General features: G+C 67.5%; 20 protein-coding genes. 8 read left to right on the top strand and 12 right to left on the bottom strand.

What is annotated here, in order from left to right; genetic code table 11:
* Positions 1-1,023: 1,023 nt before the first annotated feature.
* From V5F26_RS07410 to V5F26_RS07390, 5 genes are all read right to left on the bottom strand, one after another.
* Entirely contained in the window at positions 1,024-4,203 is a 3,180-nt protein-coding gene (locus V5F26_RS07410; RefSeq protein ID WP_394055083.1) for an efflux RND transporter permease subunit, read from the bottom strand.
* A 12-nt stretch (positions 4,204-4,215) separates the two neighbouring features.
* Entirely contained in the window at positions 4,216-5,490 is a 1,275-nt protein-coding gene (locus tag V5F26_RS07405; protein WP_394947040.1) for an efflux RND transporter periplasmic adaptor subunit, read from the bottom strand.
* A 265-nt stretch (positions 5,491-5,755) separates the two neighbouring features.
* On the bottom strand, positions 5,756-7,306 hold the full coding sequence (gene murJ, locus V5F26_RS07400) for a murein biosynthesis integral membrane protein MurJ (protein ID WP_394947039.1): 1,551 nt from the start codon (positions 7,304-7,306) through the stop codon (positions 5,756-5,758).
* 170 nt (positions 7,307-7,476) lie between these two features.
* Positions 7,477-8,625, bottom strand: coding sequence for a DegT/DnrJ/EryC1/StrS family aminotransferase (locus V5F26_RS07395; RefSeq protein ID WP_394947038.1), 1,149 nt, complete (start codon positions 8,623-8,625; stop codon positions 7,477-7,479).
* A gap of 50 nt (positions 8,626-8,675) precedes the next feature.
* On the bottom strand, positions 8,676-9,656 hold the full coding sequence (locus V5F26_RS07390; protein WP_394055089.1) for a Gfo/Idh/MocA family oxidoreductase: 981 nt from the start codon (positions 9,654-9,656) through the stop codon (positions 8,676-8,678).
* Between the two features lie 300 nt (positions 9,657-9,956).
* Here V5F26_RS07390 and panD point away from each other — a divergent pair, with 300 nt between their 5' ends.
* On the top strand, positions 9,957-10,412 hold the full coding sequence (gene panD / locus V5F26_RS07385; protein WP_234051583.1) for an aspartate 1-decarboxylase: 456 nt from the start codon (positions 9,957-9,959) through the stop codon (positions 10,410-10,412).
* Between the two features lie 292 nt (positions 10,413-10,704).
* On the opposite strand, the gene V5F26_RS07380 is transcribed toward panD, so the two are convergent.
* Positions 10,705-11,403, bottom strand: a complete 699-nt coding sequence (locus V5F26_RS07380) for an outer membrane protein (RefSeq protein ID WP_394055093.1) — start codon at positions 11,401-11,403, stop codon at positions 10,705-10,707.
* Positions 11,404-12,166: 763 nt separating this feature from the next.
* On the opposite strand from V5F26_RS07380, the gene uvrC reads away from it, so the two are divergent.
* From uvrC to V5F26_RS07355, 5 genes are all read left to right on the top strand, one after another.
* Positions 12,167-14,392, top strand: coding sequence for an excinuclease ABC subunit UvrC (gene uvrC / locus V5F26_RS07375; protein ID WP_394947037.1), 2,226 nt, complete (start codon positions 12,167-12,169; stop codon positions 14,390-14,392).
* Between the two features lie 93 nt (positions 14,393-14,485).
* A complete protein-coding gene (gene pgsA, locus V5F26_RS07370; protein WP_234051586.1) occupies positions 14,486-15,112 on the top strand; it encodes a CDP-diacylglycerol--glycerol-3-phosphate 3-phosphatidyltransferase in 627 nt (208 codons plus the stop codon).
* The gene (moaD, locus tag V5F26_RS07365) at positions 15,109-15,360 is read left to right on the top strand and encodes a molybdopterin converting factor subunit 1 (protein WP_234051587.1); all 252 of its coding nucleotides are present in this window, start codon (positions 15,109-15,111) and stop codon (positions 15,358-15,360) included. The genes pgsA and moaD overlap by 4 nt, the downstream gene beginning before the upstream one ends.
* Before the next feature lie 3 nt (positions 15,361-15,363).
* A complete protein-coding gene (locus V5F26_RS07360) occupies positions 15,364-15,858 on the top strand; it encodes a molybdenum cofactor biosynthesis protein MoaE (RefSeq protein WP_234051588.1) in 495 nt (164 codons plus the stop codon).
* A gap of 335 nt (positions 15,859-16,193) precedes the next feature.
* Positions 16,194-16,742, top strand: a complete 549-nt coding sequence (locus tag V5F26_RS07355; RefSeq protein WP_234051589.1) for a hypothetical protein — start codon at positions 16,194-16,196, stop codon at positions 16,740-16,742.
* Between the two features lie 342 nt (positions 16,743-17,084).
* On the opposite strand, the gene V5F26_RS07350 is transcribed toward V5F26_RS07355, so the two are convergent.
* Positions 17,085-17,333 (bottom strand): hypothetical protein, encoded by a 249-nt coding sequence (locus V5F26_RS07350; protein ID WP_234051590.1) that lies wholly within the window; start codon positions 17,331-17,333, stop codon positions 17,085-17,087.
* Between the two features lie 298 nt (positions 17,334-17,631).
* Here V5F26_RS07350 and V5F26_RS07345 point away from each other — a divergent pair, with 298 nt between their 5' ends.
* Positions 17,632-19,068: an MFS transporter gene (locus V5F26_RS07345; RefSeq protein ID WP_394055098.1), complete on the top strand. Its 1,437-nt coding sequence runs from the start codon at positions 17,632-17,634 to the stop codon at positions 19,066-19,068.
* 353 nt (positions 19,069-19,421) lie between these two features.
* Here V5F26_RS07345 and V5F26_RS07340 read toward each other — a convergent pair whose 3' ends face one another.
* From V5F26_RS07340 to V5F26_RS07330, 3 genes are all read right to left on the bottom strand, one after another.
* Positions 19,422-20,189 carry an RlmE family RNA methyltransferase gene (locus V5F26_RS07340; protein WP_394947036.1) on the bottom strand — a complete coding sequence of 256 codons (768 nt, stop codon included), beginning with the start codon at positions 20,187-20,189 and terminating at the stop codon, positions 19,422-19,424.
* Positions 20,186-21,280 (bottom strand): Ppx/GppA phosphatase family protein, encoded by a 1,095-nt coding sequence (locus tag V5F26_RS07335; RefSeq protein WP_394055102.1) that lies wholly within the window; start codon positions 21,278-21,280, stop codon positions 20,186-20,188. Before V5F26_RS07335 ends, V5F26_RS07340 begins: the two co-directional genes overlap by 4 nt.
* 227 nt (positions 21,281-21,507) lie before the next feature.
* On the bottom strand, positions 21,508-22,257 hold the full coding sequence (locus V5F26_RS07330) for a transaldolase family protein (protein ID WP_234051594.1): 750 nt from the start codon (positions 22,255-22,257) through the stop codon (positions 21,508-21,510).
* A gap of 226 nt (positions 22,258-22,483) precedes the next feature.
* Between V5F26_RS07330 and V5F26_RS07325 the strand changes: the two genes are divergently transcribed.
* Positions 22,484-22,843 carry a hypothetical protein gene (locus tag V5F26_RS07325; protein WP_234051595.1) on the top strand — a complete coding sequence of 120 codons (360 nt, stop codon included), beginning with the start codon at positions 22,484-22,486 and terminating at the stop codon, positions 22,841-22,843.
* Positions 22,844-22,958: 115 nt separating this feature from the next.
* Here the strand turns inward: V5F26_RS07325 and V5F26_RS07320 are convergent, their stop codons facing one another.
* Positions 22,959-23,345 (bottom strand): DUF2023 family protein, encoded by a 387-nt coding sequence (locus V5F26_RS07320; protein ID WP_234051596.1) that lies wholly within the window; start codon positions 23,343-23,345, stop codon positions 22,959-22,961.
* Positions 23,324-23,806 (bottom strand): flavodoxin FldA, encoded by a 483-nt coding sequence (gene fldA / locus V5F26_RS07315; RefSeq protein WP_394055107.1) that lies wholly within the window; start codon positions 23,804-23,806, stop codon positions 23,324-23,326. Before fldA ends, V5F26_RS07320 begins: the two co-directional genes overlap by 22 nt.
* Positions 23,807-23,889 lie beyond the last annotated feature (83 nt).

The raw sequence follows: 23,889 nt of genomic DNA, 5'->3' as shown, positions 1-23,889 counted from the left end.
CCGCCGCGCAGGCCCCATATGCAATGGCGGCTCAAGACACTCGCAGTCGCAAGCCGCGTTCAGTCTTCTCTCTGCTCCTGGCCTCTCCCTTCGAGAGCCAGAGGCGAGGGCAGCCGCCGCCATTCAGCGGGAAAGCTTGAAGGTGCAATCGTTTTCGGGAGCGGCCGGCTCACCCCGTATTCGCTCCCGCAGCCCCGCTTCCCCCGCAATTGGAAAAGGAGGCTGCGCTGTGAGCGACGGCCGTTGTGCTGGCATCCGTCCGACACCAAAAGCGTTCCGGAATCACGCGGTGGCAGAGTGCTCGGACATCCCCAACTGCGGAGGAGCAAAGGCGGGCCGGGCCGTCACTCCGGGCGCCGGTGCTTCGCGGCATTCCAATGGCCTGCCTGTCGCCCCATCGTGCGCTTCGCAGCATTTGCCCCCGCCCCTCTCCCGCCCCCCATCCAGCGGGAGCGCTTCCGGCCGCAGGTCCGAGAACCCCGGCCATCGTTAGAGCAGCAACGGCTGAAGCGGGCCGAGGGACGATTGGGCTGGCCCCCTGCCGCACGGGGTTCGACCCACCTGAGCCGCGACCTGCTCCCATTGCGCCGACGGCCGACCCGCTCAAGGCCGGCCGCCAATCCCCGCGCCGCGACGCCCGCTGCGAAACTCGGCGACAGCATCGCCAGCCGCGCCGTTTCGACAACAGACGGCAGTCACAGCCATCCCGCCACTACCTGCCCCTGTAGCGAAAGGCCCGGCGCGGGAGACGGCGCGCGGTGAGCCCGGAACAGCTTCATGCCTCTGCCACGGCCCTGCGATGAAACGGCACCGCCCTCCCCCTGGCTGCCGACGGCCCCGAAGCATTCGGGCGCAGCCGCCGCGCGCCACGCGGAGGCTTCAGCTCAAGATGCCAGTGCCTTCGCGTCGCCGGGCATGGTCCAGGGTGAGGGCCGGGCAGCGGCATCGCGTGGCCCCCCAAATGCAACTGGGGCCGGACGCGCCTCACGCATCCGGCCCCAGAAGATCTTGGCTTGGTGGCCCTCACTCCGCCGCGGCGGGGTGCTGCGGCGGTGGCGCGCCCTTGGCGCCGTGCCCTCGGAAGCTCGCGAGCCAGCGTGCGAACACGTAGAACACCGGCGTGAACACGAGGCCGAACAGCGTCACGCCGATCATGCCCGAGAACACCGCCGTGCCCAGGGCCTGGCGCAGCTCGGCGCCGGCGCCCACGGCCCACACCAGCGGCACCACGCCCAGGATGAAGGCGAGCGAGGTCATGATGATGGGCCGCAAACGCAGCCGCGCCGCCTCCACCGCAGCCTCGCGCCGGCCATGGCCATCGTCCTCGAGCTGCTTGGCGAACTCGACGATCAGGATGGCGTTCTTGGCCGCGAGGCCGATGAGCACGATGAAGCCCACCTGGGTGAGGATGTTGTTGTCCATGCCCCGCATGATGACGCCGATAAGCGCCGCCACCAGGCACATGGGCACGATGAGAATGACCGCCAGCGGCAGGGTCAGGCTCTCATACTGCGCCGCCAGCACCAGGAACACGAACACCACACCCAGCGCGAAGGCGAAGATGGCGGTGTTGCCCGCCCGCTCCTGCTGGAAGGCGATGCCCGTCCACTCATAGGCAAAGCCCTGGGGCAGGATCTTCTGGGCGAGGCCTTCCATGATCTTCATGGCCTGGCCCTGCGAGTAGCCCGGCGCCGGCGAGCCGTCGAGCTCCGCCGCCGGATAGAGGTTGTAGCGCGGCACGCGATAGGGGCCGGAAATGTCGCGCACGGTCGTGAACGAGCCGAGCGGCACCGTATCCCCATTAGCCGTGCGCACGCGGATGGCGAGCACGTCCTTCGGCTCCATGCGGAACGGCGCATCGGCCTGCGCCTGCACCCGGAAGGTGCGGCCGAACATGTTGAAGTCGTTCACATAAGTGGAGCCGATGAAGGTCTGGAGCGCGGTGAACACCTCGTTCACGTTGACCTTCAGCAGCTGCGCCTTCTCGCGGTCGATGTCGAGATAGAGCTGCGGCGTCGAGGTTTCGAACAGGGTGTAGACCTGCTGCAGCCCCGGCGTCTGGGCGGCCGCGCCCATCATGGCGTAGGTGGCGTTGCGCAGGGCCAGCAGCCCGGCGCCGTCGCGATCCTCCACCATCATGCGGAAGCCGCCGGCATTGCCGATGCCCTGCACGGGCGGCGGCGCAACCACGATCATCTGCGCTTCCTGGATGGAAGCCATCTTGCCGAACAGCTGCTTCTGGATCGCCCCGGCCGAGCGGCTGGGATCGCCCCCGCGCACCGAGAACGGCTCCAGGATCACGAACATGGCGCCGGCATTGGGGGCGTTGGTGAAAGTGGCGCCCGAGAAGCCGACGATGTTCACGATCCGCGCCACGCCCGGCGTGCCGAGCACGAGGTCACCGGCACGCTTCATCACCGCTTCCGTGCGCTCCATGGAGGCACCCGGCGGCAACTGCGCGACGACGATCAGGTAGCTGCGGTCCTGCTGGGGAATGAAGCCCTGCGGCGTGGTCGTGAACAGGTAGCCGCCGAAGGCGACGATGCCCGCATAAACGATCAGCACCAGGGCCACCACGCGCACCAGGCGCGAGGTCATCCAGGCATAGCCGTTGCCCAGCCCCTCGAATCCGCGGTTGAAGATGCGGAAGAAGCCGATCACGGGCCGCGCATACCAGGCGTGATGCTCGTGCCCCTCCCTGTGCGGCTTCAGGAGCAGCGCGCACATGGCGGGCGAGAGCGTCAGCGACACCAACAGCGAGATCAGCGTGGACCCCGCGATGGTGAGCGCGAACTGCTGGTAGAAGGCGCCTGAAATGCCGGTGATGAAGGCCGTGGGTACGAACACCGAGGACAGCACCAGCGAGATGGCGACCAGCGCGCCGCCCACCTCGTCCATGGTCTTGTAGGCCGCATCGCGCGGGGAGAGCCCGGCCGCGATGTTTCGCTCCACATTCTCCACCACCACGATCGCGTCATCCACCACGATGCCGATGGCGAGCACCAGGCCGAACAGCGACAGGTTGTTCAGCGAGAAGCCGAACAGCGCCATGACGAAGAATGTGCCCACCAGCGAGATCGGGATGGCGAGGATGGGGATGATCGCCGCCCGCCAGGTCTGCAGGAACAGGATCACCACCACCACCACCAGGATGATGGCCTCGCCGATGGTGTGCACCACCGCGTCCACGGACTGCTGAATAAACTCGGTGGGGTTGTAGTAGATGCCGTATTCGAGACCTTCCGGGAAGGTCTTGCGGATGCGCTTCATCTCCTCCACCAGCGCGTTGCCGGTGGCGAGCGCGTTGGAGCCCGGGCGCTGGAAAATACCGAGACCGATGGAGGGATAGCGGTCCAGGAACGAGGTGGAGGCGTAGTCCTGGGCGGAGATCTCCACCCGGCCCACATCCTTCAGCCGCACCAGGGCCTGCTCGGTCTGCTTGATGACGATCTGGCCGAATTCCTCCGGCGTCGACAGGCGCCCCAGCGTGCGCACGGCGATCTGGAAGGCGTTCTGCTTCGGCACCGGCGGCGAATTCAGAATGCCCGAGGCCACCTGCACGTTCTGCGCCTTCAGCGCCGCCACCACGTCGTTGGAGGTGATGTTGAGCTGCGACAGGCGGTCCGGATCGATCCAGATCTGCATTGCATATTCGCGCGAGCCGAACACCGTGATGGAGCCGACACCGTCGATACGCGAAAGAACATCCTTGATCTGGATGTTGGCGAAGTTCGACATGAACAGCGGATCACGCGAACCGTCGGGCGAATACAGGTTCACCACCAGCAGCATGTCTGGCGATGACTTGGCGGTGACCACGCCCACCTGCTGCACCTCGGCGGGAAGCCGCGGCTCGGCGATGGCCACGCGGTTCTGGACCTGCACCTGAGCGGTGTCGAGATCGGTGCCGAGGTCGAACGTCACCTGGATCGAGAAGCGGCCGTCCGCCGTGGAGTTGGACGAGATGTAGAGCATGTGCTCCACACCGTTGATCTGCTGCTCGATGGGCGCGACCACGGTGTCGGCCACCGTCTCGGCGGAGGCGCCGGGATACTGGCCCGTGACCGTGATCACCGGCGGGGCGATCTCGGGATACTGCGCCACCGGCAGGCGCAGATAAGACACCGCGCCCAGGATGATGACGATGGTGGAGACCACCGACGCGAAGATCGGGCGATCAATGAAGAAGTGGGAAAAGCGCATGGATGCGTCCCCTCACTTCGAGGTCGCGGAATCGGCGGCAGGCTTTGCAGCGTCGGACTTCGCAGCGTCAGGCTTGGCCGGTTCGGTCTTCGCGGGCTCCGGCTTCGCAGCGTCAGCCTTGGGCGCATCAGCCTTGGGCGCATCAGCCTTGGGGGCCTCGGCCATCTGCGGGGTCACGGTCACGCCCGGGCGCACGCGCATCAGGCCGTTCACCACCACCGTGTCCTGGGGCGTCAGCCCTTCCAGGACCACGCGCTGGTCGCCAGACAGCGAGCCGAGGGTGACGAAGCGCTGGCTCACCTTGTTGTCCGGGCCCACCACATAAACGAACTTCTTCACCTGTTCGGTGCCCACCGCCATGTCCGGCACCACGACGACCTCATGCGGGTCGGACGAGTTGAGCCGCAGCCGGGCGAACATGCCGGGACGGAACAGGCCGTTGGGATTATCGAACACGGCACGGCCACGGATGGTGCCCGTCTCGCGGTCGATCACGTTGTTCATGAAGTCCATCTTGCCCTGGTGCACGAAGCCCTTGTCGTCAATGAGCTTCAGCGCCACCGGCTCACCCTTGATGTCGGCCTTGCGGCGCTGGATGCGCAGCAGAGTGGCCTCGTCCATGGTGAACTCGAAGCGGATGGGATCGGTGGAGACGATGATCGCGAGCAGGGTGGGCGTGCCGCCCGTGCCGCCGGTCACATAGTTGCCCACCGAGACCCGCCGATCGCCGATCTGGCCGGAAACCGGCGCCTTGATCTCGGTGAAGTCGAGATCGAGCTGCGCGGACCGCACGGCCGCTTCCTGGGACTGCACGGTGGCGGCGGCGGTGCGCTCGGCCTGGGTGCGCTGGTCGAAGGTCTGCTTGGAAATGGCCGTGGAGTTGCGGTCCTCCAGCAGGGTGCGGGCGCGCTCCAGATCGGTCTTGGTGAAGTCCAGATTGGCCTGGGCCTGGGCCAGATTGGCCTGCGCCTGCTGCAGGGCGATCTTGAAGGGGCGCTGGTCGATGGTGAACAGCAGGTCGCCCTGCTTCACCGCCTGGCCGTCCTTGAAGTGGATCGCATCCAGGTAACCGGACACGCGGGCGCGCACGTTCACCTCGTCGATGGCGACGAAGCGGCCCACATATTCGTCCTGGTCGGTAACGGTGCGGGTGGTGGGGTGAGCCACCGTCACCGGCGGCGCCGGCGGCGGGCCAGAAGGCGCGGCGGCCTGCTCGCCGCACCCCGCGAGCAGCAGGGCGAGAGCGGCGGGCGCATAGAAAAGGCTTGAGCGCATGGAATGCGTCATCAAATCCGGCTCCTGGCGGATCCTTGGTGATCCGCGAAAATTCCCGTCAAGGGATTTGGGGCGAAGGGTTCGGCACTTCCCGCAACCGACGAGCCGAAACCGGAATGAGAGGCGTTCCGATAGCACAAGCCGCTGCGATGCAAAACGGCTGACTTGCCGAAAACCCCTTTCCACCCGACCTTGGGACACGACGAACGGTAAGCCGTGACTTTCTGGCAACGCTGCCGCAGCGCCGCCGTCCGCGCCGAAATCCGGCCAATCCGCCTCAGATCGGAAGCGCCGGCAGGCGTCGGCCCATCACCCCCGCCAGGAAGCGCCGGCCCAGCAGCAGCACGACAGCAGCGGCGTAGACGGCGCCTCCGCCGAGCACGACCAGGGCCAGCATCACTTCTGCGCGAGCGGGAAGGTTCGGCGGCAGCAGCCAGGCAGCCAAGGCCTGTGTGCCCCACAGCGCCGCAGCCACCACCACCAGCACCGCGCCCAGCCGCGCCAGATGCCCGCCGAGCGCGTCATCCCCCAGCGGGAATCCCCGCCGCCGCGCGAATACGATGAGGAGGCTCACATTGATCCAGCCCCCCACCGCCGTGGCGAAGGCAAGGCCCACCTGGGCCAGCGTGCCCATCAGCGCAAATTTCAGCGCCACATTGAGCGCCACCGCCGTCAGCGAGGCGATCATGGGGGTGCGCGTGTCGCCGCGTGCATGGAAGGGCGCGATGAACGCCCGCACCACCACGAACGCCAACAGGCCGAAGCCGTAGGCGCGCAGAGTCGCCGCCGCGTCCGCCGCGTCCGCCGCGGTGAAGGCGCCGCGGGCGAACAATGCGCGCATGGTCAGGTCCGGCACCACCAACGCAGCCGCGACGAAGGGAATGCCGAGCAGGGTCGCCAGCTCGATGCAGCGCGCCTGGGCATGGGCGGCCCCCTCATCGTCCTTCACGGCAAGCCGGCGCGCCATTTCCGGCAGCAGCACCGTGCCCACCGCTATGCCCACCACGCCGATGGGAAGCTGGTTGATGCGGTCCGCGTAATACAGGGCCGAAAGCGCGCCGATGGGCAGGAAGGTGGCGATGATGGTGTCCGCGAACAGCGCGATCTGCACCCCCGCCGAGCCGATGATGGCCGGCCCCAGGGCCTTCAGGAACTGGCGCGTGCCCGAATCCATCTTGGGCCGGCCGAATCGCAGGCCGATGCCGTGACGCTCGGCATCCAGCCCCACCACGAACAGCTGCGCCACGCCGGAAATGAGCACGCCCCATGCCGCCGCATGGCCGGCGGTGGGAAACAGGGCCGCCGCCAGCAGCGTGCTCACCATGCAGATGTTGAGCAGAATGGGTGCCGCCGCCGCCACCGCGAACCGCTCGGACGCGTTGAGGGCGCCGGAAACCAGCGTCGCCACTGAGATCAGCGCCAGATAGGGAAAGGTGATGCGCGTAAGCGTCACCGCCAGGTCGAAACGCTCGCCATCGAGCGCGAGGCCCGGCGCCAGCAGGCTCACGAATTGTGGGGTGAAGCCCAGGGCCAGCGCCAGCAGCACGCCATGCACCAGCATCATGGCGGTGAGGATCTCGTCCGCGAACTGCCGCGCCGCAGGCACCCCGCTCTGCTCCCTCAGCCGGGCGTAAGTGGGCACGAAGGCGGCGTTGAAGGCCCCTTCCGCGAAGATGGCACGAAAATGATTCGGCAGGCGGAACGCCACCAGGAAGGCGTCCGCCACCGGCCCCGCGCCCAGCACCGCGGCCATGACCACATCGCGGATGAAGCCGGCAAGGCGCGAGAGCAGCGTGAAGCCGCCGACAGAGAGAATGGAGCGAAACATGGGGCCCGGCGCGCCGTGAGAAATGCGGAGCGGAAGCTAGCCGGTCACGGGCCCCGGCGCCAGCGCCGCGCCCGGCGCGCGCGCGTCAAAAACCCTGCCCCTCAACGACAATGGCGCCCCTGAGGGCGCCATCACCGCTATCATATCCGGCTCAAAACCCGCGAAAGCCCTCAGGCGCCGAGGCCCCGGCGCACGGCGGCGATGATGCGATCCTGCGTCGCCTCGTCGAGATAAGCGTGCATAGGCAGGGAGATGACTTCCTCCGCCAGCGCCTCGCACACGGGCAGGATGGCGCCCGCCGCCGGATAGTGGCGATAGGCCGGCTGCAGGTGCATGGGCAGGCGATAATAGACCGCCGTCGGCACGCCGTCCGCCTTCAGCTTCTCAGCCAGGCCGTCACGCACGCCGGGCTGAAGCCGCAGGGTGTATTGCGCCCAAACGGAGGTGGCGCGCGGGTCCACCGCCGGCACAGTGGCCACGTCCTTCAAAAGCGCGTTGTAGCGGCGGGCCACCTTGTCGCGCGCGGCAATCTCTTCCTCGAAGATGGCCAGCTTCTCCAGCAGCACCGCCGCCTGGATGGTGTCGAGGCGCGCCGTCATGCCGATGCGCACGTTCTGGTACTTGTCCACCCCCTGGCCATGCTCGCGCAGGCTCTTGAGGATGGTCACCAGCTCCTCGCTGTCGGTGAAGATGGCACCACCGTCGCCGTAGCAGCCCAGCGGCTTGGCGGGGAAAAAGGAGGTGGCGGTGGCATCGCCGATGGAGCCGGTGCGCCTGTTGTTCCAGGTGCCGCCGAAGCCCTGGGCAGTGTCGCACAGCACCTTCAGGCCGTGCTTTTCCGCGATGGGCAGGATGGCATCATAGTCCGCCGGCTGGCCGAACAGGTCCACCGGAATCACCGCCTTGGGGGTGAGCCCCTGCTCCACCGCCACGGCGATGGCGGCTTCCAGGCTCTCCGGGTCCATGTTGAAGGTGTCTTCCTTCACATCGACGAACACGGGGGTGGCGCCCACCCACGGCACCACCTCGGCGGTGGCGCAGAAGGTGAAGGCCGGGCAGAACACCGCGTCGCCCGCCTTCACGCCCCAGGCCATGAGGATGAGCGCCAGCGCGTCGGTGCCCGAGGAGCAGCTGACCGCATATTTCGAGCCGGCGAACGCCGCCAGCTTCTGTTCGAGCTCACCCACCTGCGGCCCATTGATGAAGCGGCAGGAGGAAAGCACCGCCTGAACCGCGTCATCGATCGTCCGGCCGATGCGGGCGCGCTGCGCTGCAAGGTCGATGAAGGCGATGGGCGCGGCGGTCGCGGGAGACGTCATGAGCCAAGTCCTGGAATGAAGCCGGGCGGGAAACCCGGGAGGAAAGCGAATCAGCCGATGGCGCGGCGCTGGGCCGGTTGGGCCGGTCCGTGCTCGGCGAGGCAGGAAATGGCAATGTCGAGGCTCGCCACGCCCTGCTCGCCGGTCACTTCCGGCGTGCGGCCGGTGCGCACGGCGGTCAGGAAGTTCTCCAGCTCCGCGCGCAGGGGCTCCGCATAAGCCACCGGCAGGTGGCGGGTGGAATAGGAACCGTCCGGCCGGTAGTCGAAATGCTCGGTCACCTGACGGGTGAGCAGATCGCCGATCACATACTTCTTGGCGGTCGCCACATGCACCGTGCGCGCCTTGAAGGGGGTGAGCCAGTTGGTGTTGATGTGCGCCAGCACGCCGGAAGCGGTGCGGAACTGCAGGAGCGCGATATCCTCCCGCGCCGCCAGCGCCGCGGAGGTCTGCGGCTGCACCTCGATGATTTCCGAATCGGTCAGCCAGCGGATGAGGTCGATGTCGTGCACGGCAAGGTCGATCACCACGCCCACATTGGACATGCGCGGCGGGAACGGACCAACGCGCGTGAAGGCCACCGAGAGGATGTCCTCACCGCGAATGGCCTCCTTCACCGCGCGCACGGCCGGATTGAAGCGCTCCACATGGCCGACCATGAGGGTGACGCCCTTCTCGCGCGCCGCCTCGACGATCTCGCGCCCCTCCTCCGCCGTGGAGGCGATGGGCTTTTCCACCAGCACCGCGCAGCCGGCGCCGATGACGTCCAGGGCCACCGGATGGTGCAGGTGGGTGGGGGCGGCCACGATCACCGCATCGAGGCCGAGATCGAGCAGCGCCTTATGGCTGTCGACCGCCTTGCAGCCCAGGAAGCTGGCGACGCGCTCGGCCTGGGCCTGGTCTGGATCGGCCACCGCCACCAGTTCAGCGCCCGGCAGCTCGGAGAGCACGCGTGCGTGGTTGGAACCCATAATGCCGATGCCCGTGACACCGACGCGAAGGGCGCGCTCGGGCGCAGCCGGATGAGCCATGACAGCCCTCATTTCTTGTTCACGGTGCCGGCTCCTAGCACGACAATCGAGGAAGAAGCGAGGCAAGCGGCGAAAGTGTCCCCCCAGCCGCGTTCAACAATTGCGTCCCCGTGTTACCGGCGCCCCTCCTGACGTTGCGGCGGGCACAGGCCGGCAAGAGGCTGGAAAGGCTTGAAATCCCGCGCACGGCCGCCCGCTTCAACGTGCGCCGGAGGGGCGAACACTTCCCTCCCGGCCGCCATGAGATTAAGGGACGCGCCACGCGCGATGCAGCATCGCGAAAAACGGGCAGGATCCCCCATGCGCAAGATTGTCGCCGGTAAGCTTCACGGCATCACCGTCACCGGAGCCGACCTCAACTATCACGGCTCCATCACCCTCGACCCTGACCATTGCGAGGAAGCCGGCATTCTGCCGATGGAATTCGTGGAGATCTGGAACCGCAACTCCGGCGCGCGCATCTCCACCTATGTCATCCTGGGCGAGCGCGGCTCGCGCTGCTGCGTGCTCAATGGCGCCGCCGCCCGCACCTGCCAGCCCGGCGACGAGGTCATCATCTGCAACTCGGTCTATGTGAGCGAGGAGGAGATCCCGGCCCTGAAGCCGCGCGTGCTCACCTTCGACCGGGAAAACCGCGTTACCGGCCGGCTCGTCTACGAGGTTGAGCGCGAGGCGGACGGCCGCTACCGCTTCTCCATCCGTGACGAGAGCGGCACCGCCCAGCCCATTCCCCTGCGCAGCGCCCCGCGCGGCTGACGCTAGGGCGCGTGGGCCGCGCATGCCACGAGCCCAGGCTCGCGCGGCGCCAGAGCGGGGCCCTGAAGCCCCCACCTGAGCACCCACTTAGGGGGCTCACTTGAGGGCTCACTTTGGGGGGCTCACTTGAGGGCTCACTTTGGGGGGCTCACTTTGGGGGGTGCTCACTAAGGACGACGCCGGCGGCGGCATCGCGGTGCGTGCCGCGACCCATCAAAACGGCAGCGACGCCCAAAGCAAAGGGGCTCCCCGGCACTGGCCGGAGAGCCCCCTTTTTTCAGATGCGCGGCGATCAGAACTTGTAGTTCACGCCGGCCTTCACAGTGTTCATGTTCAGGCCGCTCGTGGCGGTGTCGCCGTTGATGTAGGTGACGTTCTTGTTGCCGTAGTCGAGATAGAGATACTCGGCCTTGACGGTCCAGTTGTTGGTGATCGCGTATTCCGCGCCGCCGCCGATGGTCCAGCCCCAGCGGGTGCTGTTCTGGCTGAGGCCCCACGGGGCGTCGAGAGAGGTGTTGGCCCAGGCCGCGCCGCCCGTGAAGTAGGGCAGGAACCGGTCGAAGGCATAGCCCACGCGGCCGCGGATGGTGCCGAAATTGTCCACCTTGCTGGACACCATGTTGCCGCCCACCGGGCCGCCCAGCAGCAGGTTGCTGTTGCTGATGTCGGAGAATTCCAGATCCGCCTCGGCGCCGAGCACCACATTGTTGGCGAACTGGAAGTTGTAGCCGGCCTGCAGACCACCAAACACACCGTTGGAATTGCCCACGTCATAGCCGTAGGAGAAGCCGCCGGTGGTGTAGTCGAAGGCGTTGTCGGCCCAGCCCCAGCCCACGTTGCCGCCGATATAGAAGCCCGTCCAGGAGAACATCGGCACGGGGACCACGGCGGCCTTCACGGGATAAGCATAGCGGCCGGAGAGATCAGCGGCAGAGGCGGAGCCAGCCAGGAGAGCCAGGGCGGACACGCCGAGGAGGGCACGCTTCAACATGACGAATACCTTCTTGCTTCATTTCGGCTCGCCCGAAAGCGACGGCCGACCATGGGAGACTTCATACAGACCGGAGCCGCGCACGTCTGTAGCGATTGCGCCACACCGGATAAATCAAAAACGGCTGAGATGTGGCAAAACGTTTCCCGTTCCTTACAACACTCAGCCGCCACTCTGTCAAACAAGGCCCAACATGGGCATGACCACAGTTGCGCCTTATTTGCGATACCTTCCAATGCGCCCGAAAACTGAACAGATAGTTGAAACTTTGGAAGGTAATATTCTGTCCACAGGCTGCACAGCCAGAGACAAAAGGCGTGAATGCGATATTCCGAAGCGTAATTACCTCCGGATACTCAACCCACACCCTGCCCCTGCAACCTGTCGCGCCCACCCGAGTGCAAGACGACAGCGGGCTGCTGGTTTCGCCCTCAATTTGAGCGCCGAAAGCTGACCAAATCGGGCAAACCCCCAACTCCCACCACCTATGCTGAACGCGGGGTAAATCCCATACGCGATTGATTTATATGTATATTTTTACAGCCCACGACCGCCAGGCCGCATTCGGGCGTCGCTTTTGCGCTCGAATGGTTGACCGCTGCTTAAGAGTGCGGTGGCTGCCGCAAGGCCCCTGCGACCTGCGATTGGCGCAAGCGCATTCGGGTGGAAGGGCTCCCAGCGCGCGTGGAGAAAGCGCGTTAAGTCAACAAATTAGATCATTTCCCCGTTTCCGCGGAATGGGGAAATGATCTAAGTTGCGCCCATGACCGGCAGACGCCCCAAGGACCCACCCGAACTCCAGCTTTCTGACGCCGCACCCGCCATCCCCGGCGGGCCGAACAGAAGCGTGACGGCCGCGCCCCGCGACGCGGCGGCGCAAGGCGAGCAGCCGCCGGCGGGTCCGGAGGCGGAGCCGGCTGAGATCCCGCTCATCGAGCTGACGGATGAAGCGGAAGCCCCGGCCGAGGCGACGCTTGCGTTTGGCCGCGCCGCCATCGTGCGGGCGGTGAAGCTCGCGCCCGCGGGGCCCGGCGTCTACCGCATGCTGGGGGCGGACGGCACGGTGCTCTATGTGGGCAAGGCCAAGAGCATCAAGAAACGGGTGCTCAGCTATACCCGCCCCGTGGGCCACACCAACCGCATCGCGCGGATGATCGCGGCCACCCATTCCATGGAGTTCGTATCCACCCGCACCGAGCCGGAAGCGCTGCTGCTGGAAGCGAACCTCATCAAGCAATTGAAGCCGCGCTTCAATGTTCTGCTGCGCGACGACAAGTCATTTCCCTATATTCTCATCACCGCCGACCATGATGCCCCGCAGATCACCAAGCATCGCGGCGCGCGCAACCGGCCGGGAGACTATTACGGCCCCTTCGCCAGCGTGTGGGCAGTGGATCGCACCATCAATGCACTGGAGCGCGCCTTCCTGCTGCGCTCGTGCTCCGACAGCTATTTCGAAAACCGCTCGCGCCCCTGCCTGCTGCACCAGATCAAGCGGTGCGCCGGCCCCTGCACCGGCGAGATCGCGCCCGCCGATTACGCCCAATTGGTGCGCGAGGCGAAGGCCTTCCTCTCCGGCCGCTCCCGCGCCATCAAGGAAGAGCTGGCCAAGGAGATGGAGCAGGCGGCCGAGGTGCTGGAGTTCGAGCGCGCCGCGCGCCTGCGTGACCGTCTCGCCGCCCTCTCGGCCGTGCAGGGCAGCCAGGGCATCAATCCCCGCTCGGTGGAGGAGGCCGACGTGTTCGCCTGCCACCAGGAGGGCGGGGCCACCTGCATCGAGGTGTTCTTCTTCCGCACCGGGCAGAACTGGGGTAACCGCGCTTATTATCCCCGCGCCGACCGCTCCCTGGACGAATCGGAGGTGTTGGGCGCCTTCCTCTCGCAATTCTATGAGGACAAACCGGCCCCGCGCCTCATCCTTCTGTCCCACAAGGTGGAGGAACAGGCGCTGATCGCCGAGGCGCTGTCCGAAAAGGCCGGGTTCAAGGTGGAAATCGCCGTGCCCCAGCGGGGCGAGAAGCGCGATCTTGTGGACCACGCCCTTCAGAACGCGCGCGAGGCGCTGGGCCGCACTTTGGCCGAAACCGCCACCCAGGCCCGGCTGCTGGAGGGGGTGGCAAAGGCCTTCGACCTGCCCCGCACGCCGCAGCGCATCGAGGTCTACGACAATTCCCACATCATGGGCACCAATGCGGTGGGCGGCATGATCGTGGCGGGGCCCGAGGGGTTCCGCAAATCGCAGTACCGCAAGTTCAACATCAAATCGACGGACATCGTCCCCGGCGACGATTTCGGCATGATGCGCGAGGTGCTGCGCCGGCGCTTCTCCCGCCTGCTGAAGGAAGCCCCGCGCCCTGGCGCCGAGGAGGAGCCAGCCGAGGTGACGGCGGCGACCGCTCCGGAGCCATTGGCGGACCAGCCCGATTTGCCGGAAGTCGACACCCCCGATACCGAGCCGCCCGACACCGAGCTGCCGGACGCCGAGCTCCCCGACACCGACAGCCCCTTGCCCGATGCCGAGGGCGCTTCGCCCTGGCCGGACCTGGTGCTGATCGACGGCGGCCTGGGCCAGCTCAATGTGGCGCGCGAGGTGCTGGACGAACTGGGCATCACCGAGGTGCCGCTGGTGGGCATCGCCAAAGGGCTCGACCGCGAAGCGGGGCGCGAGCAGTTCTTCATTCCCGGCCATCCGCCGTTCCGCATGGAGCCGCGCGACCCGGTACTTTATTTCATCCAGCGCCTGCGGGACGAGGCCCACCGATTCGCCATCGGCTCCCATCGCGCGCGGCGCAAGAAGGACATCACGGAAGCCGGGCTGCAGGCCATTGCGGGGGTGGGCCCCACCCGCAAACGCGCGCTGCTGCGCCATTTTGGCACCCTGAAGGCCATCGAGCGCGCCTCCCTCGCGGACCTGGAACAAGTGGCCGGAATCAATGCCGCCACCGCCAAGGCGGTCTATGATTATTTCCACGAGAAGCCGCCGGCCTGAGCCGCCGGCCGCCACAAGCGGGTTTCCCCTCCGCTCCCGGCGGAATAAGAAGGGGGGTCCGCGACCCCCTATCGCCTCTGCGAAGTGACAAGCATGGCCGACGCCGCAACGCGCCCTTCCCCCTCCCCCGGCCGGGGGCATGCCCTTTCCGTGCCCAACCTGCTCACCTATTCGCGCTGCGTGGCGGTGCCGCTGGTGGCCGCCTGCCTGTTCTGGTCGGACATCCTGCATGGCGGCCTGTGGCTGCGCTGGGTGGCGCTGGCGCTCTACATCGCCGCCGCCATCACCGATTTCTTCGACGGCTACCTCGCCCGCGCCTGGCAGCAGCAATCGGCCATCGGCCGCATGCTCGATCCCATCGCCGACAAGCTTCTGGTCTCCACCTGCCTGCTGATGCTGGCCTCAGACGGCACCATCCGGGGCTGGTCGCTGTGGGCCGCCATCGTGATCCTGTGCCGGGAGATCCTGGTCTCCGGCCTGCGCGAGTTCCTGGCGGAGCTGCGCGTATCCGTGCCCGTGTCGCGGCTCGCCAAGTGGAAGACCACGGTGCAGCTGGTGGCCGTGGGCGTGCTCATCACCGGCCAGGCCGGCGAGCGGCTGCTGCCCGGCATCAATCTGGCGGGGCTGACGCTGCTGTGGATCTCGGCCGTGCTCACCCTCTACACGGGCTATGATTATTTCCGCGCCGGCGCGCGCCATCTGGTGGAGGACGAGCGGTGAGGATCCTCTATTTCGCCTGGCTGCGCGAGCGGGTGGGCGTTGCCGAGGAAGAGCTCGATCCGCCGGCCGCGGTGGTGAGCGTGGCCGATCTCGCCCGCTGGCTGGCGGCGCGCGACGAGGCCCACGCCGCTGCCTTCACCGACCCCAAGGTGGTCCGCGCCGCCCTCGACCGGCGCCATGTGAAGCCCGACGCGCCCATTGCCGGCGCGCGCGAGGTGGCCTTCTTCCCGCCCATGACCGGAGGCTGAGCCATGGCCGGCGACATCTTCGAGGTGCGGGTACAGGCCGAGCCCTTCGATGCCCCGGCCGAAGCCGCCCGGCTCAGCAGCGGCCGCACGGATGTGGGCGCGCTGGTGACCTTCACCGGCCTGTGCCGGGCTGACGCCGGCGAGGCACCGCTGACCGCCTTGGTGCTGGAGCACTATCCCGGCATGGCGGAGGAGGAAATCACCCGCCACCTCGAGGAAGCCCGCCGGCGCTGGCCTCTCCAGGGCGCGGTCATCATCCACCGCTTCGGCCGCATCGTGCCCGGCGCGCCCATCGTGATGGTGGCCACCGCTTCCGCCCACCGCGCCGCCGCCTTCGCCGCCGCCGAATTCCTGATGGACTGGCTGAAGACCGGCGCGCCCTTCTGGAAGAAGGAGGAGCGCGGCGCGGCCGCGACCGGCGGGTGGGTGGCGGCGAAGAGCTCCGACGACGACGCGGCCGCGCGCTGGAACGACCCCGCCAAGGCCGGCGAGCGCTGACCAGGCGTCCCATGCCACCTCCGAGAACGCGGTGAACGGGCCCTCAGGGGTGTTCTCCACCGGCCCGGGCGGTTTCGTAAACAAGTGGTTAACGACCTGCCCCGATACCTACCATCTCCATAAAAACAGTTTGATCTCAATCATTTGCGCGAAGGGCTGAAACCTACCGCCAAAGCCGCCCGGGCCCCCTCCGAACAGGCGATCCACCGGCTGTCTCTTTGAAAACGCTCGACAAGACGGTACAAGAAACTCGGCCAGACCCAATCGTCATCCGCATCCGAAGGAGAAGTGGGCACGCTGGGGTCGACGATGTCCTTGTGGGGTGGAGCTGAGTGATGGAAAACCCGCGCGTATATGTGTACCAGTTCGCCACCGGTGCCCAATGGGCCGCGGGGGACAGCGTGGAGACCTATCTCCGCCGCCTGCTGGACGTGGATTTCATCCAGAACCTGCGCGCCGACCGCCTGGCGGCCCTGAGCAGCTTCCTGGACGAGGCTTTCCAGCTCGCCCATTCCCTGGGCTGGACCGGATCGGCGCGCGAGGCGCCGCAGATGTTCTCGCTGCCCGGCATGCCCGTGGACGAGGAAGTCTACATGATCGCCTGGGAGCAGGAAGACGGCGTGGCCTTCATCGCCTCCCCGTTCCCGCTGCCGTGGCTGGACGCGAAGGCCTCGCGCACCACCGATTCGAGCCGCGCGGTTCCGGTCACCAATGCCCGCCCGGCCGCCGCTCCCGTCGCCCGTCCCCAGACCCTCGAAGTTGCCCCTGCCAGCGCCCGGGAGGACGCTCGCGACCCTTTTTCGGATTTCATCCGGCGCGATGAGGCGCCGCGTCTGACCCGCGAGCCCGGTCAGGACGAAGAAGGCGGCCGCCGCTTCTTCTGAGTCCGTAAAACCCTGCGCCATGCGCCCTCGGGCGCGTGGCGTTGCCTTTTGGGCGTGTGTGGGGCTCAGGCCCGACCTTCCACGCCGGACGCGACAGGGCCGCCCTCACGGCGCTCGGCCCTTTGGCCTCAAGCGTTTCCGAGCGAAGTGGAAACCGGAACACGCGCACAGGCCGCCGACGCCATCGGGACACGTCGCGCCTCGGGTCTCAACCCGACCAGGACGAGAATGTCCACAGCGCACCTTTCGGGCGCGCATCGCGCATCCTTGGACCCCCTTGCCCCTGTAGCGCTCTCGTACCCCTCTTGCCCCAATCGCTGAGAAGCCCCCGCGCGACTCGCCTCAGGGCTGCCCGCCGGGAGGGGCGTCGCGCTTGGCGATGGCCTCCAGCATGCGGCGCTGCCAGCGGTCATTGCGCTTCATGTGCACCGAAATCACCGCATGGGCGGACGGCAGCAGCAGAAACGGCGCGAACACCAGCCCCAGCAGCACGCAGGGCACGATCATGACGAGGTTGACCACGGCCGAGATCGGCTGGCCGTTCAGCAACAGCCCCAGCGGCGGCAGCAGGGCGGCGAGAATATAGATCATCGGGTTCGCACCTCCGCCCTCGCCCCATGGGCGCGACACATTTCCATTCTGCGCATATGGGCGGCATCGTCGGCGCTGCAAGCGTCCCCCTAGGGCGGCGACCCGGCAAATTCGCGCGTGCCGCGCCGGCCTTCCTTCGCCCGGCCATCTCAGGGCCCCCACCACGGGCTTCGGCCGAGCGATTTGGCAGCCGGCACGCGACTTCGGTCTCGCCCCCTGCCGCAGGGGCCGGCCCCATGGCCTCTTCATCCCTCGGGCAAAGTGACTTAAAGAAGCGGCACGCCGTCAGGATGCCCCCGTGCCGCGCCTCGTTCTGCCCCCGCAGGTTCTCATTCCCCTGATCGTCGCCTGCGCCCTGTTCATGGAACAGGTGGACGCGACCGTCATTTCCACATCCCTGCCCGCCATCGCCGCCGATCTGCATGAGGACCCGGTGGCGCTGAAACTGGCGCTGACCTCCTACCTGCTCTCCCTGGCGGTCTTCATTCCCGCCAGCGGCTGGGCGGCGGATCGTTACGGCGCGCGCACGGTTTTCCGCTCCGCCATCGTCATCTTCACCCTGGGCTCGGTGCTGTGCGGGCTGTCCACCTCGCTGGCGGATTTCGTGCTGTACCGCATCATCCAGGGCCTGGGCGGAGCCATGATGGTGCCGGTGGGCCGGCTCGTCATCCTGCGCGCGGTGCCGAAGTCCGAGCTGGTCTCGGCCTTGGCCTGGCTCACCATTCCCGCCTTGCTGGGGCCGGTGATCGGACCGCCTTTGGGCGGCTTCATCACCACCTATTTCAACTGGCGGCTGGTCTTCTTCATCAATGTGCCCATCGGCGTGCTGGGCGTGTTCCTGGCCACCCGCTTCATCGAGAACGTGCGCGCCGAGGATGTGCCGCCCCTGGACCTGAAAGGGCTGGTGCTCTCCGGTGTCGGCCTGGCGGGCGTGGTCTTCGGCTTCGCCGTGCTGGGGCAGGAGCTGGTGCCGCTGTGGGTGGTGCTGACGGTGCTGGGCATCGGCGCCATCTCGCTTGCCGCCTATGTCCACCATGCCCACCACACGCCCCATGCGGTGCTCGACCTGAAGCTGATGCGCTACCCCACCTTCCGCGCCTGCGTGGTGGGGGGCTCGCTGTTCCGCATCGGCATCGGCGCCCTGCCCTTCCTGCTGCCGCTGCTGCTGCAGCTGGTCTATGGCCTGTCGCCGTTCTCCTCGGGGCTCATCACCTTCTCGGCGTCGGCGGGCGCCATCGTCATGAAGATGACGGCGGCGCGCATCCTGGACGCTCTGGGCTACAAGCGGGTGCTGACGGTGAACGCGGTGGTGTCTTCGGGCTTCATCGCCGTGTGCGCCTTCTTCACCTCCGGCACGCCCTATTGGCTCATCGTGGCGCTGCTGCTGCTCGGCGGCTTCCTGCGCTCGCTCCAGTTCACCGCCCTCAATGCCCTGAGCTATGCCGAGGTGCAGGACCAGGAAATGAGCCGCGCCACCTCGTTTGCCAGCGTGGCGCAACAGGTCTCGCTCTCCACCGGCGTCGCCCTTGCCGGACTGGTGCTGGAAATGATGCGCGGCGGGCAGGAGCAGGTCCACGTCACCCAGCAGGACTTCAACGTGGCCTTCCTGGTGGTAGCTGTGGTGAGCGCCCTCAGCGTGTTCCACTTCATGCTGTTGCCGAAGAATGCCGGCACCGAGCTGCGCGCCAAGCGGCCCAACCTGCCCGATCCGCGCAGCCAGGTGGAGCAGCACTGAGCCGGCCAGCCCAGGCATGCCCGAAGCCTGCCCCGCGGCTCCCCCTGGGCGGCGAGCCGCGGGCGCGGCATATTTCAGCTTGTCATGGAAACGCTGAGGCGGCCTCGCCCGTTGTTTTCGTATTTCCGTTAACTGGACCGCGTCCCGCTCCACACGGAAACCACCGCACCCATGCGTAACGCGGACCGGAGACCAGAGGGCTGCCCAGGCCGGCTGCCAAGTCCGGCTGCCAAGTCCGTCCGCCCCGGCCGGAGGCGGCCCAGCCGCAACAGCTCCCGCCCGGGCCGACCGATGGACCGTGCATCCGCGCGCGCCTTCCGTGGCGGTGATCAGGCGACCCGCAGCGTCCGCCCTCAGTCAGCCAGGTGCCCGCTCTCCTCAGCCTCGCGCTGCTCGTCCCCACCCTGCTCGTCGCCACCTTCCTCGGCCACGCCCTTGCCGCGATAGCCGGTGGCGAGCACGTAAAGCTCGGCCGAATCGGCGCGGCTGGCGGCCGGCTTCACATGGCGGACCTGGGCGAAGTCGCGCTTCAGGTCGGCCAGCAGCGCCCCCTCCGTGCCGCCTTGCAGCACCTTGGCGAGGAAGGCGCCGCCGGGAGCCAGAACCTGCCGGGCGAAGTCCGCCGCCAGCTCCACCAGCGCCACGATCTTCAGATGGTCGGTCTTCTTGTGGCCGGTGGCGTTGGCCGCCATGTCCGACATCACCAGGTCCGCCGGCCCGTCCAGCATGGCGAGCAGGCGCTCGGGCGCGTCGGGGGCCAAAAAGTCCATCTGCTCAAAATGGACGCCGGCGATGGGCTCCATCTCCAACAGATCGATGCCGACGATCTTACCGTGCCCCGCATCGAGCCCGATCTTGCGTGCCGCCACCTGGCTCCAGCCGCCGGGCGCCGCGCCGAGATCGACGATGCGCATGCCCTTCTTGAGCAGCTTGGCCTTCTCATCCATCTCGATGAGCTTGAAGGCGGCGCGCGAGCGCCAGCCCTCCCGCTTGGCGCGGGCCACATAGGGGTCGTTGAGCTGGCGCTGCAGCCATTTCTGGGACGAGGTGGTGCGGCCGCGCGCGGTCTTCACACGCACCTTCAGGGGGCGGCCGTCCGGGCCATGGGTGGGGGTGCTCACGGCCGTGCATCCTTTCTGCGCGCGGCGCGATCGCCGCCGCCCCGCACGCGGCCATGCCCGCCCGGCGCGGGGGCATCGGCTGGCGCCGCGCCCCCTTCGGCGCGGCGGTGCCGCCTCCAGGCCCCATCGGCCCGCATCAATTGAACCAGCATGCCTTCCCTCAAACCACGATCGGCCACGCGCAGGCGCTCCGCCGGAAACACCTCGCGCACCGCCTCCATGATGGCGCAGCCCGCCAGCACCAGATCCGCCCGCTGGGCGCCGATGCAAGGATTGGCCACCCGCTCCTCGAACGACATGCCCATCAGCCGGTCCACCACATCGGCGATGCTGGTGTCGCTGAGCCAGGTGCCGTCCACCCGGGTTCGGTCGTAGCGGTCCAGACCGAGATGGATGCCCGCCACCGTCGTCACTGTGCCCGAGGTGCCGAGCAGGTGCATGCGATGGGGCGGACGCAGGCCCCAGCTCTCGCGCACCCCCTCCAGCATGCCGCGCACCTCCGCCACCATGTGGCGGAACACATCGGGTGAAACCCGCACGCCGCCGTGGCGCTCGGACAGCGACACCACACCCACCGGCATTGAGATCCAGGCGCGGATGCGCGCCCGCGGCGGGCCATCATCACCCGCAGACCGGCGGCCGAGCCACACCACCTCGGTAGAGCCGCCGCCAATGTCGAACAGCACCGCCCCGTCGCTGTGGGGATCCACCAGTGGCGCGCAGCCGGCGGCGGCAAGGCCCGCCTCGGTCCGGCGATCCACCACTTCCAGGTCGAGGCCCGTGCGCTCGCGCACGCGGGCGCAGAAATCCTCGCCATTGACGGCGGCGCGGCACGCCTCGGTGGCGATGACCCGGGCGCGGGTGACGCCCCGCTGGACCATCTTCGCGGCGCACACCTCGAGCGCGGCGCCAGCGCGCTCCATGGCCGAATCACCCAGCCGGCCGGAAGCGGTCAGCCCCTCGCCCAGGCGAACGATGCGGGAAAAGGCATCCACCACGCGAAAGCTGCGGGATGTGGGGCGCGCCACCAGCAGGCGGCAATTGTTCGTGCCGAGATCGACGGCGGCGTATACCGCCTCGTCCGGCGGCACCGGTCGCTCCGGTCCCCGTGGCGCGAGGGGCGGCCGTGGGCCACGCCTCTCGCTCCCAGATCGGGGAGACGGCTCCGAGCCCGACGCGGACCCGTGCGTCTCGTCCCTCATGTCCATGCCCTCGCCAAAAGGCGGAAAATGCGCTCAAGCCCGGTGTGCGCGTCACACCCCGGCTGCGCCTTGGGCCCAAGTCTAACAGCGCCTCCCGGCGGCGCAATGGCGGCCGGCTATGCGGCCGCGTTTCGGTCGGGGATGGAGAGGGAAAGGCCGGCCGCCTCCACATCGGCGCGGAACGCCTTCACTGCGCCGAGGGAGAGTTCCGCGGCGGTGCGGGTACCCAGCTCCGGCAGCTTTTTCAGCACATCGGCCGGGGCGGTGATGATGTGGCAGCCCATGCGATCGGCCTCGATCACGTTCCACACCTCGCGGGTGGAGGCCCAGATGACCTCGACGTTGGGGGTGGCGCGGGAGAGCTCCACCGCCCGTGCCACCGCCGGCACGTAATCCAGGCCCATGTCGGCGAGCCGGCCGGCGAACACCGAGATGCAGGCCGGCGCGCCGCCGGCCAGGGCCGCCACGCCCTCTTCCACCTGCGGCAGGTCGAACACGGCGGTGAGGTTCACCTTCACCCCTTCCTGCGACAGCTCGCGCACCAGGGGGGCGAGGGTTTCGCCGCTGGTGGTGCAGGCCGGCAGCTTCACATAGACATTGGCGCCCCAGCTGGCGATCAGCCCCGCCTGACGGCGCATGGTGGGCAGATCGTCGGCGATCACCTCGAACGACAGGTGCCGGTCGGGAACGGCCTCCACCAGGGCGCGGGCGTGGGCCTCGTAATCGGTGACGCCGGCCTTGCGCAGCAGCGAGGGGTTGGTCGTGAAGCCGGCAATGTGCCCGTGGCGGGCCATTTCCACGATCTGGGCCTTGTCCGCCCCATCGGTGAACAGCTTCACCTTGAGCATGTCGAGGGTCACCGGCATTTGCGCACTCCCATTGTCGCCGCCCACATTGTCACCGCCCTTATGGGCGCCGCCCCGCCGTGGCACCATCCCACGCGACCGCGCTCACGCGATCGGGTGTGGAGCCTGTTGGCGCATTCATGTTTCATTGACCATGCGGCAAAATCATCCTGCTTCGCAACGATCATGAAACGCCTTCAGGGCACCTTGGGGTCCAAACGGATCGTAAGGTCATGAGGGTGACAGGATGATCGCAGCGGACATGGTGGAGCGTATGGCGCAGGCGATGCACGCCTTTTCGCGCACCCGCTATCCGCTTCTGGAAGCCTGGGAAGACATCGCGCCGGAGCGCCGCGCCTATCAGCGCCAGCTCGCGGCCCACGCGCTGCAGGCCCTGACCGCGCACGATATCATCGAGATCACATCCCACAACGCGCCGGAAATCGTGGCGCTGCCGGTGGAGCCCAATCCCTGGGCGCTCGCGGAGCTGCAGGAAGCCGCCATTTCGGACAATGGCACCGCCATGGATGCCCGCCGGCGCTACCGCTCCTTCCTGGCCACGGCCTCGCTGCCGCTGGCCACGCGCTACTCAGACACCGCCGTCTGATTCGCAGCCGCGCCTTCAGGCCGGGCCGAAGCCACGTGCTGTCGCGCGCCCCCTGACGGCCCGGCGCGAGACGGTCGCGCCGGCGATCACCCTGAAGAGATCACCGCCGAAGCGATCATTCGGCGGCGATGGCGAGCGGGCAGCGGGCCGCCTCGGCCGCGATCTTGTCCAGGAAGCGTCGGCACTGCTGCTCCCGGTCGTAGCCCAGCAGGGTGCCGAGCATGAAGTCTTCCTCCGGGCTCAGGAGGTTGAGTGGCTTGGTGACGAAGCTGCGCGCCACCGCCACATAGGCCTCCCGGCCGAAGAACACATTCACCTTGGACGCGCCCACCCGCTGCACGAAGTGGTCGATCCCGTCGCCGCGAAGTTTCGCGACGACGGGGGCGGACTCCAGGAGTCCCAGGGTCATCAGGAACAGGCCCCGCACCCCACGACCATATTCATAGAGGTGGTGGTGGAAGAGCCGGAGCGCGACCGGGTCTACACCAGCTTGCTGAGCCATGCCGTGACCCGCTTCTCCGTCATGCCAGACTGGCCGTCCTGATCGAGGGCGAGGCCCACGAACTGTCCGTCGCGCTCGGCGGTGGAGGTGGAATAGTCGTAGCCAGCGGTGTCGGTGAAGCCCACCACCACGGCGCCCAGCTCGGTCACCTCATCATAAAGAATACCCATGGCGTCCACGAAGGAGTCAGGATAGGTCGCCTGGTCTCCGGTGCCGAACAGCGCAACTTTCTTGCCCTGAAGCTTCGCCTCGCGAAGCTTGTCTATGTTGTCCTCCCAATCCGTCTGCAACGTACCGTCGCCATAGGTGGGAGAACCGAGGATCAGCAGATCGCAATTCTCGAAATCGGCCTTGGTGGCGCTTTTAATGTCGACACTGCGGCCCTGACACTTCTTGGAAATCTTGGAGGCGACACCCTTGGTCGCGCCGCCGTCCGATCCGAAGATGACGGTAACATTCATGGGTCGTGTCTCTTTATTGAATTGTTCAAAATCAAAAACAAAGGACGTCGCAAGGTGGGCAGACGCCCGACTTTCAGCGCATG

Source organism: Xanthobacter variabilis (assembly GCF_043831965.2).
Classification (GTDB): Bacteria; Pseudomonadota; Alphaproteobacteria; order Rhizobiales; family Xanthobacteraceae; genus Xanthobacter.
This window is presented reverse-complemented; position numbering and strand designations above follow the sequence as displayed.

Bases quoted from the DNA above. Each gene is read 5' to 3' on its own strand.
- V5F26_RS07410 (WP_394055083.1), bottom strand. From the start codon at position 4,203: ATGCGCTTTTCCCACTTCTTCATTGATCGCCCGATCTTCGCGTCGGTG.
- V5F26_RS07405 (WP_394947040.1), bottom strand. From the start codon at position 5,490: ATGACGCATTCCATGCGCTCAAGCCTTTTCTATGCGCCCGCCGCTCTC.
- murJ (WP_394947039.1), bottom strand. From the start codon at position 7,306: ATGTTTCGCTCCATTCTCTCTGTCGGCGGCTTCACGCTGCTCTCGCGC.
- V5F26_RS07395 (WP_394947038.1), bottom strand. From the start codon at position 8,625: ATGACGTCTCCCGCGACCGCCGCGCCCATCGCCTTCATCGACCTTGCA.
- V5F26_RS07390 (WP_394055089.1), bottom strand. From the start codon at position 9,656: ATGGCTCATCCGGCTGCGCCCGAGCGCGCCCTTCGCGTCGGTGTCACG.
- panD (WP_234051583.1), top strand. From the start codon at position 9,957: ATGCGCAAGATTGTCGCCGGTAAGCTTCACGGCATCACCGTCACCGGA.
- V5F26_RS07380 (WP_394055093.1), bottom strand. From the start codon at position 11,403: ATGTTGAAGCGTGCCCTCCTCGGCGTGTCCGCCCTGGCTCTCCTGGCT.
- uvrC (WP_394947037.1), top strand. From the start codon at position 12,167: ATGACCGGCAGACGCCCCAAGGACCCACCCGAACTCCAGCTTTCTGAC.
- pgsA (WP_234051586.1), top strand. From the start codon at position 14,486: ATGGCCGACGCCGCAACGCGCCCTTCCCCCTCCCCCGGCCGGGGGCAT.
- V5F26_RS07360 (WP_234051588.1), top strand. From the start codon at position 15,364: ATGGCCGGCGACATCTTCGAGGTGCGGGTACAGGCCGAGCCCTTCGAT.
- V5F26_RS07355 (WP_234051589.1), top strand. From the start codon at position 16,194: ATGGAAAACCCGCGCGTATATGTGTACCAGTTCGCCACCGGTGCCCAA.
- V5F26_RS07350 (WP_234051590.1), bottom strand. From the start codon at position 17,333: ATGATCTATATTCTCGCCGCCCTGCTGCCGCCGCTGGGGCTGTTGCTG.
- V5F26_RS07330 (WP_234051594.1), bottom strand. From the start codon at position 22,257: ATGCCGGTGACCCTCGACATGCTCAAGGTGAAGCTGTTCACCGATGGG.
- V5F26_RS07325 (WP_234051595.1), top strand. From the start codon at position 22,484: ATGATCGCAGCGGACATGGTGGAGCGTATGGCGCAGGCGATGCACGCC.
- V5F26_RS07320 (WP_234051596.1), bottom strand. From the start codon at position 23,345: ATGGCTCAGCAAGCTGGTGTAGACCCGGTCGCGCTCCGGCTCTTCCAC.
- fldA (WP_394055107.1), bottom strand. From the start codon at position 23,806: ATGAATGTTACCGTCATCTTCGGATCGGACGGCGGCGCGACCAAGGGT.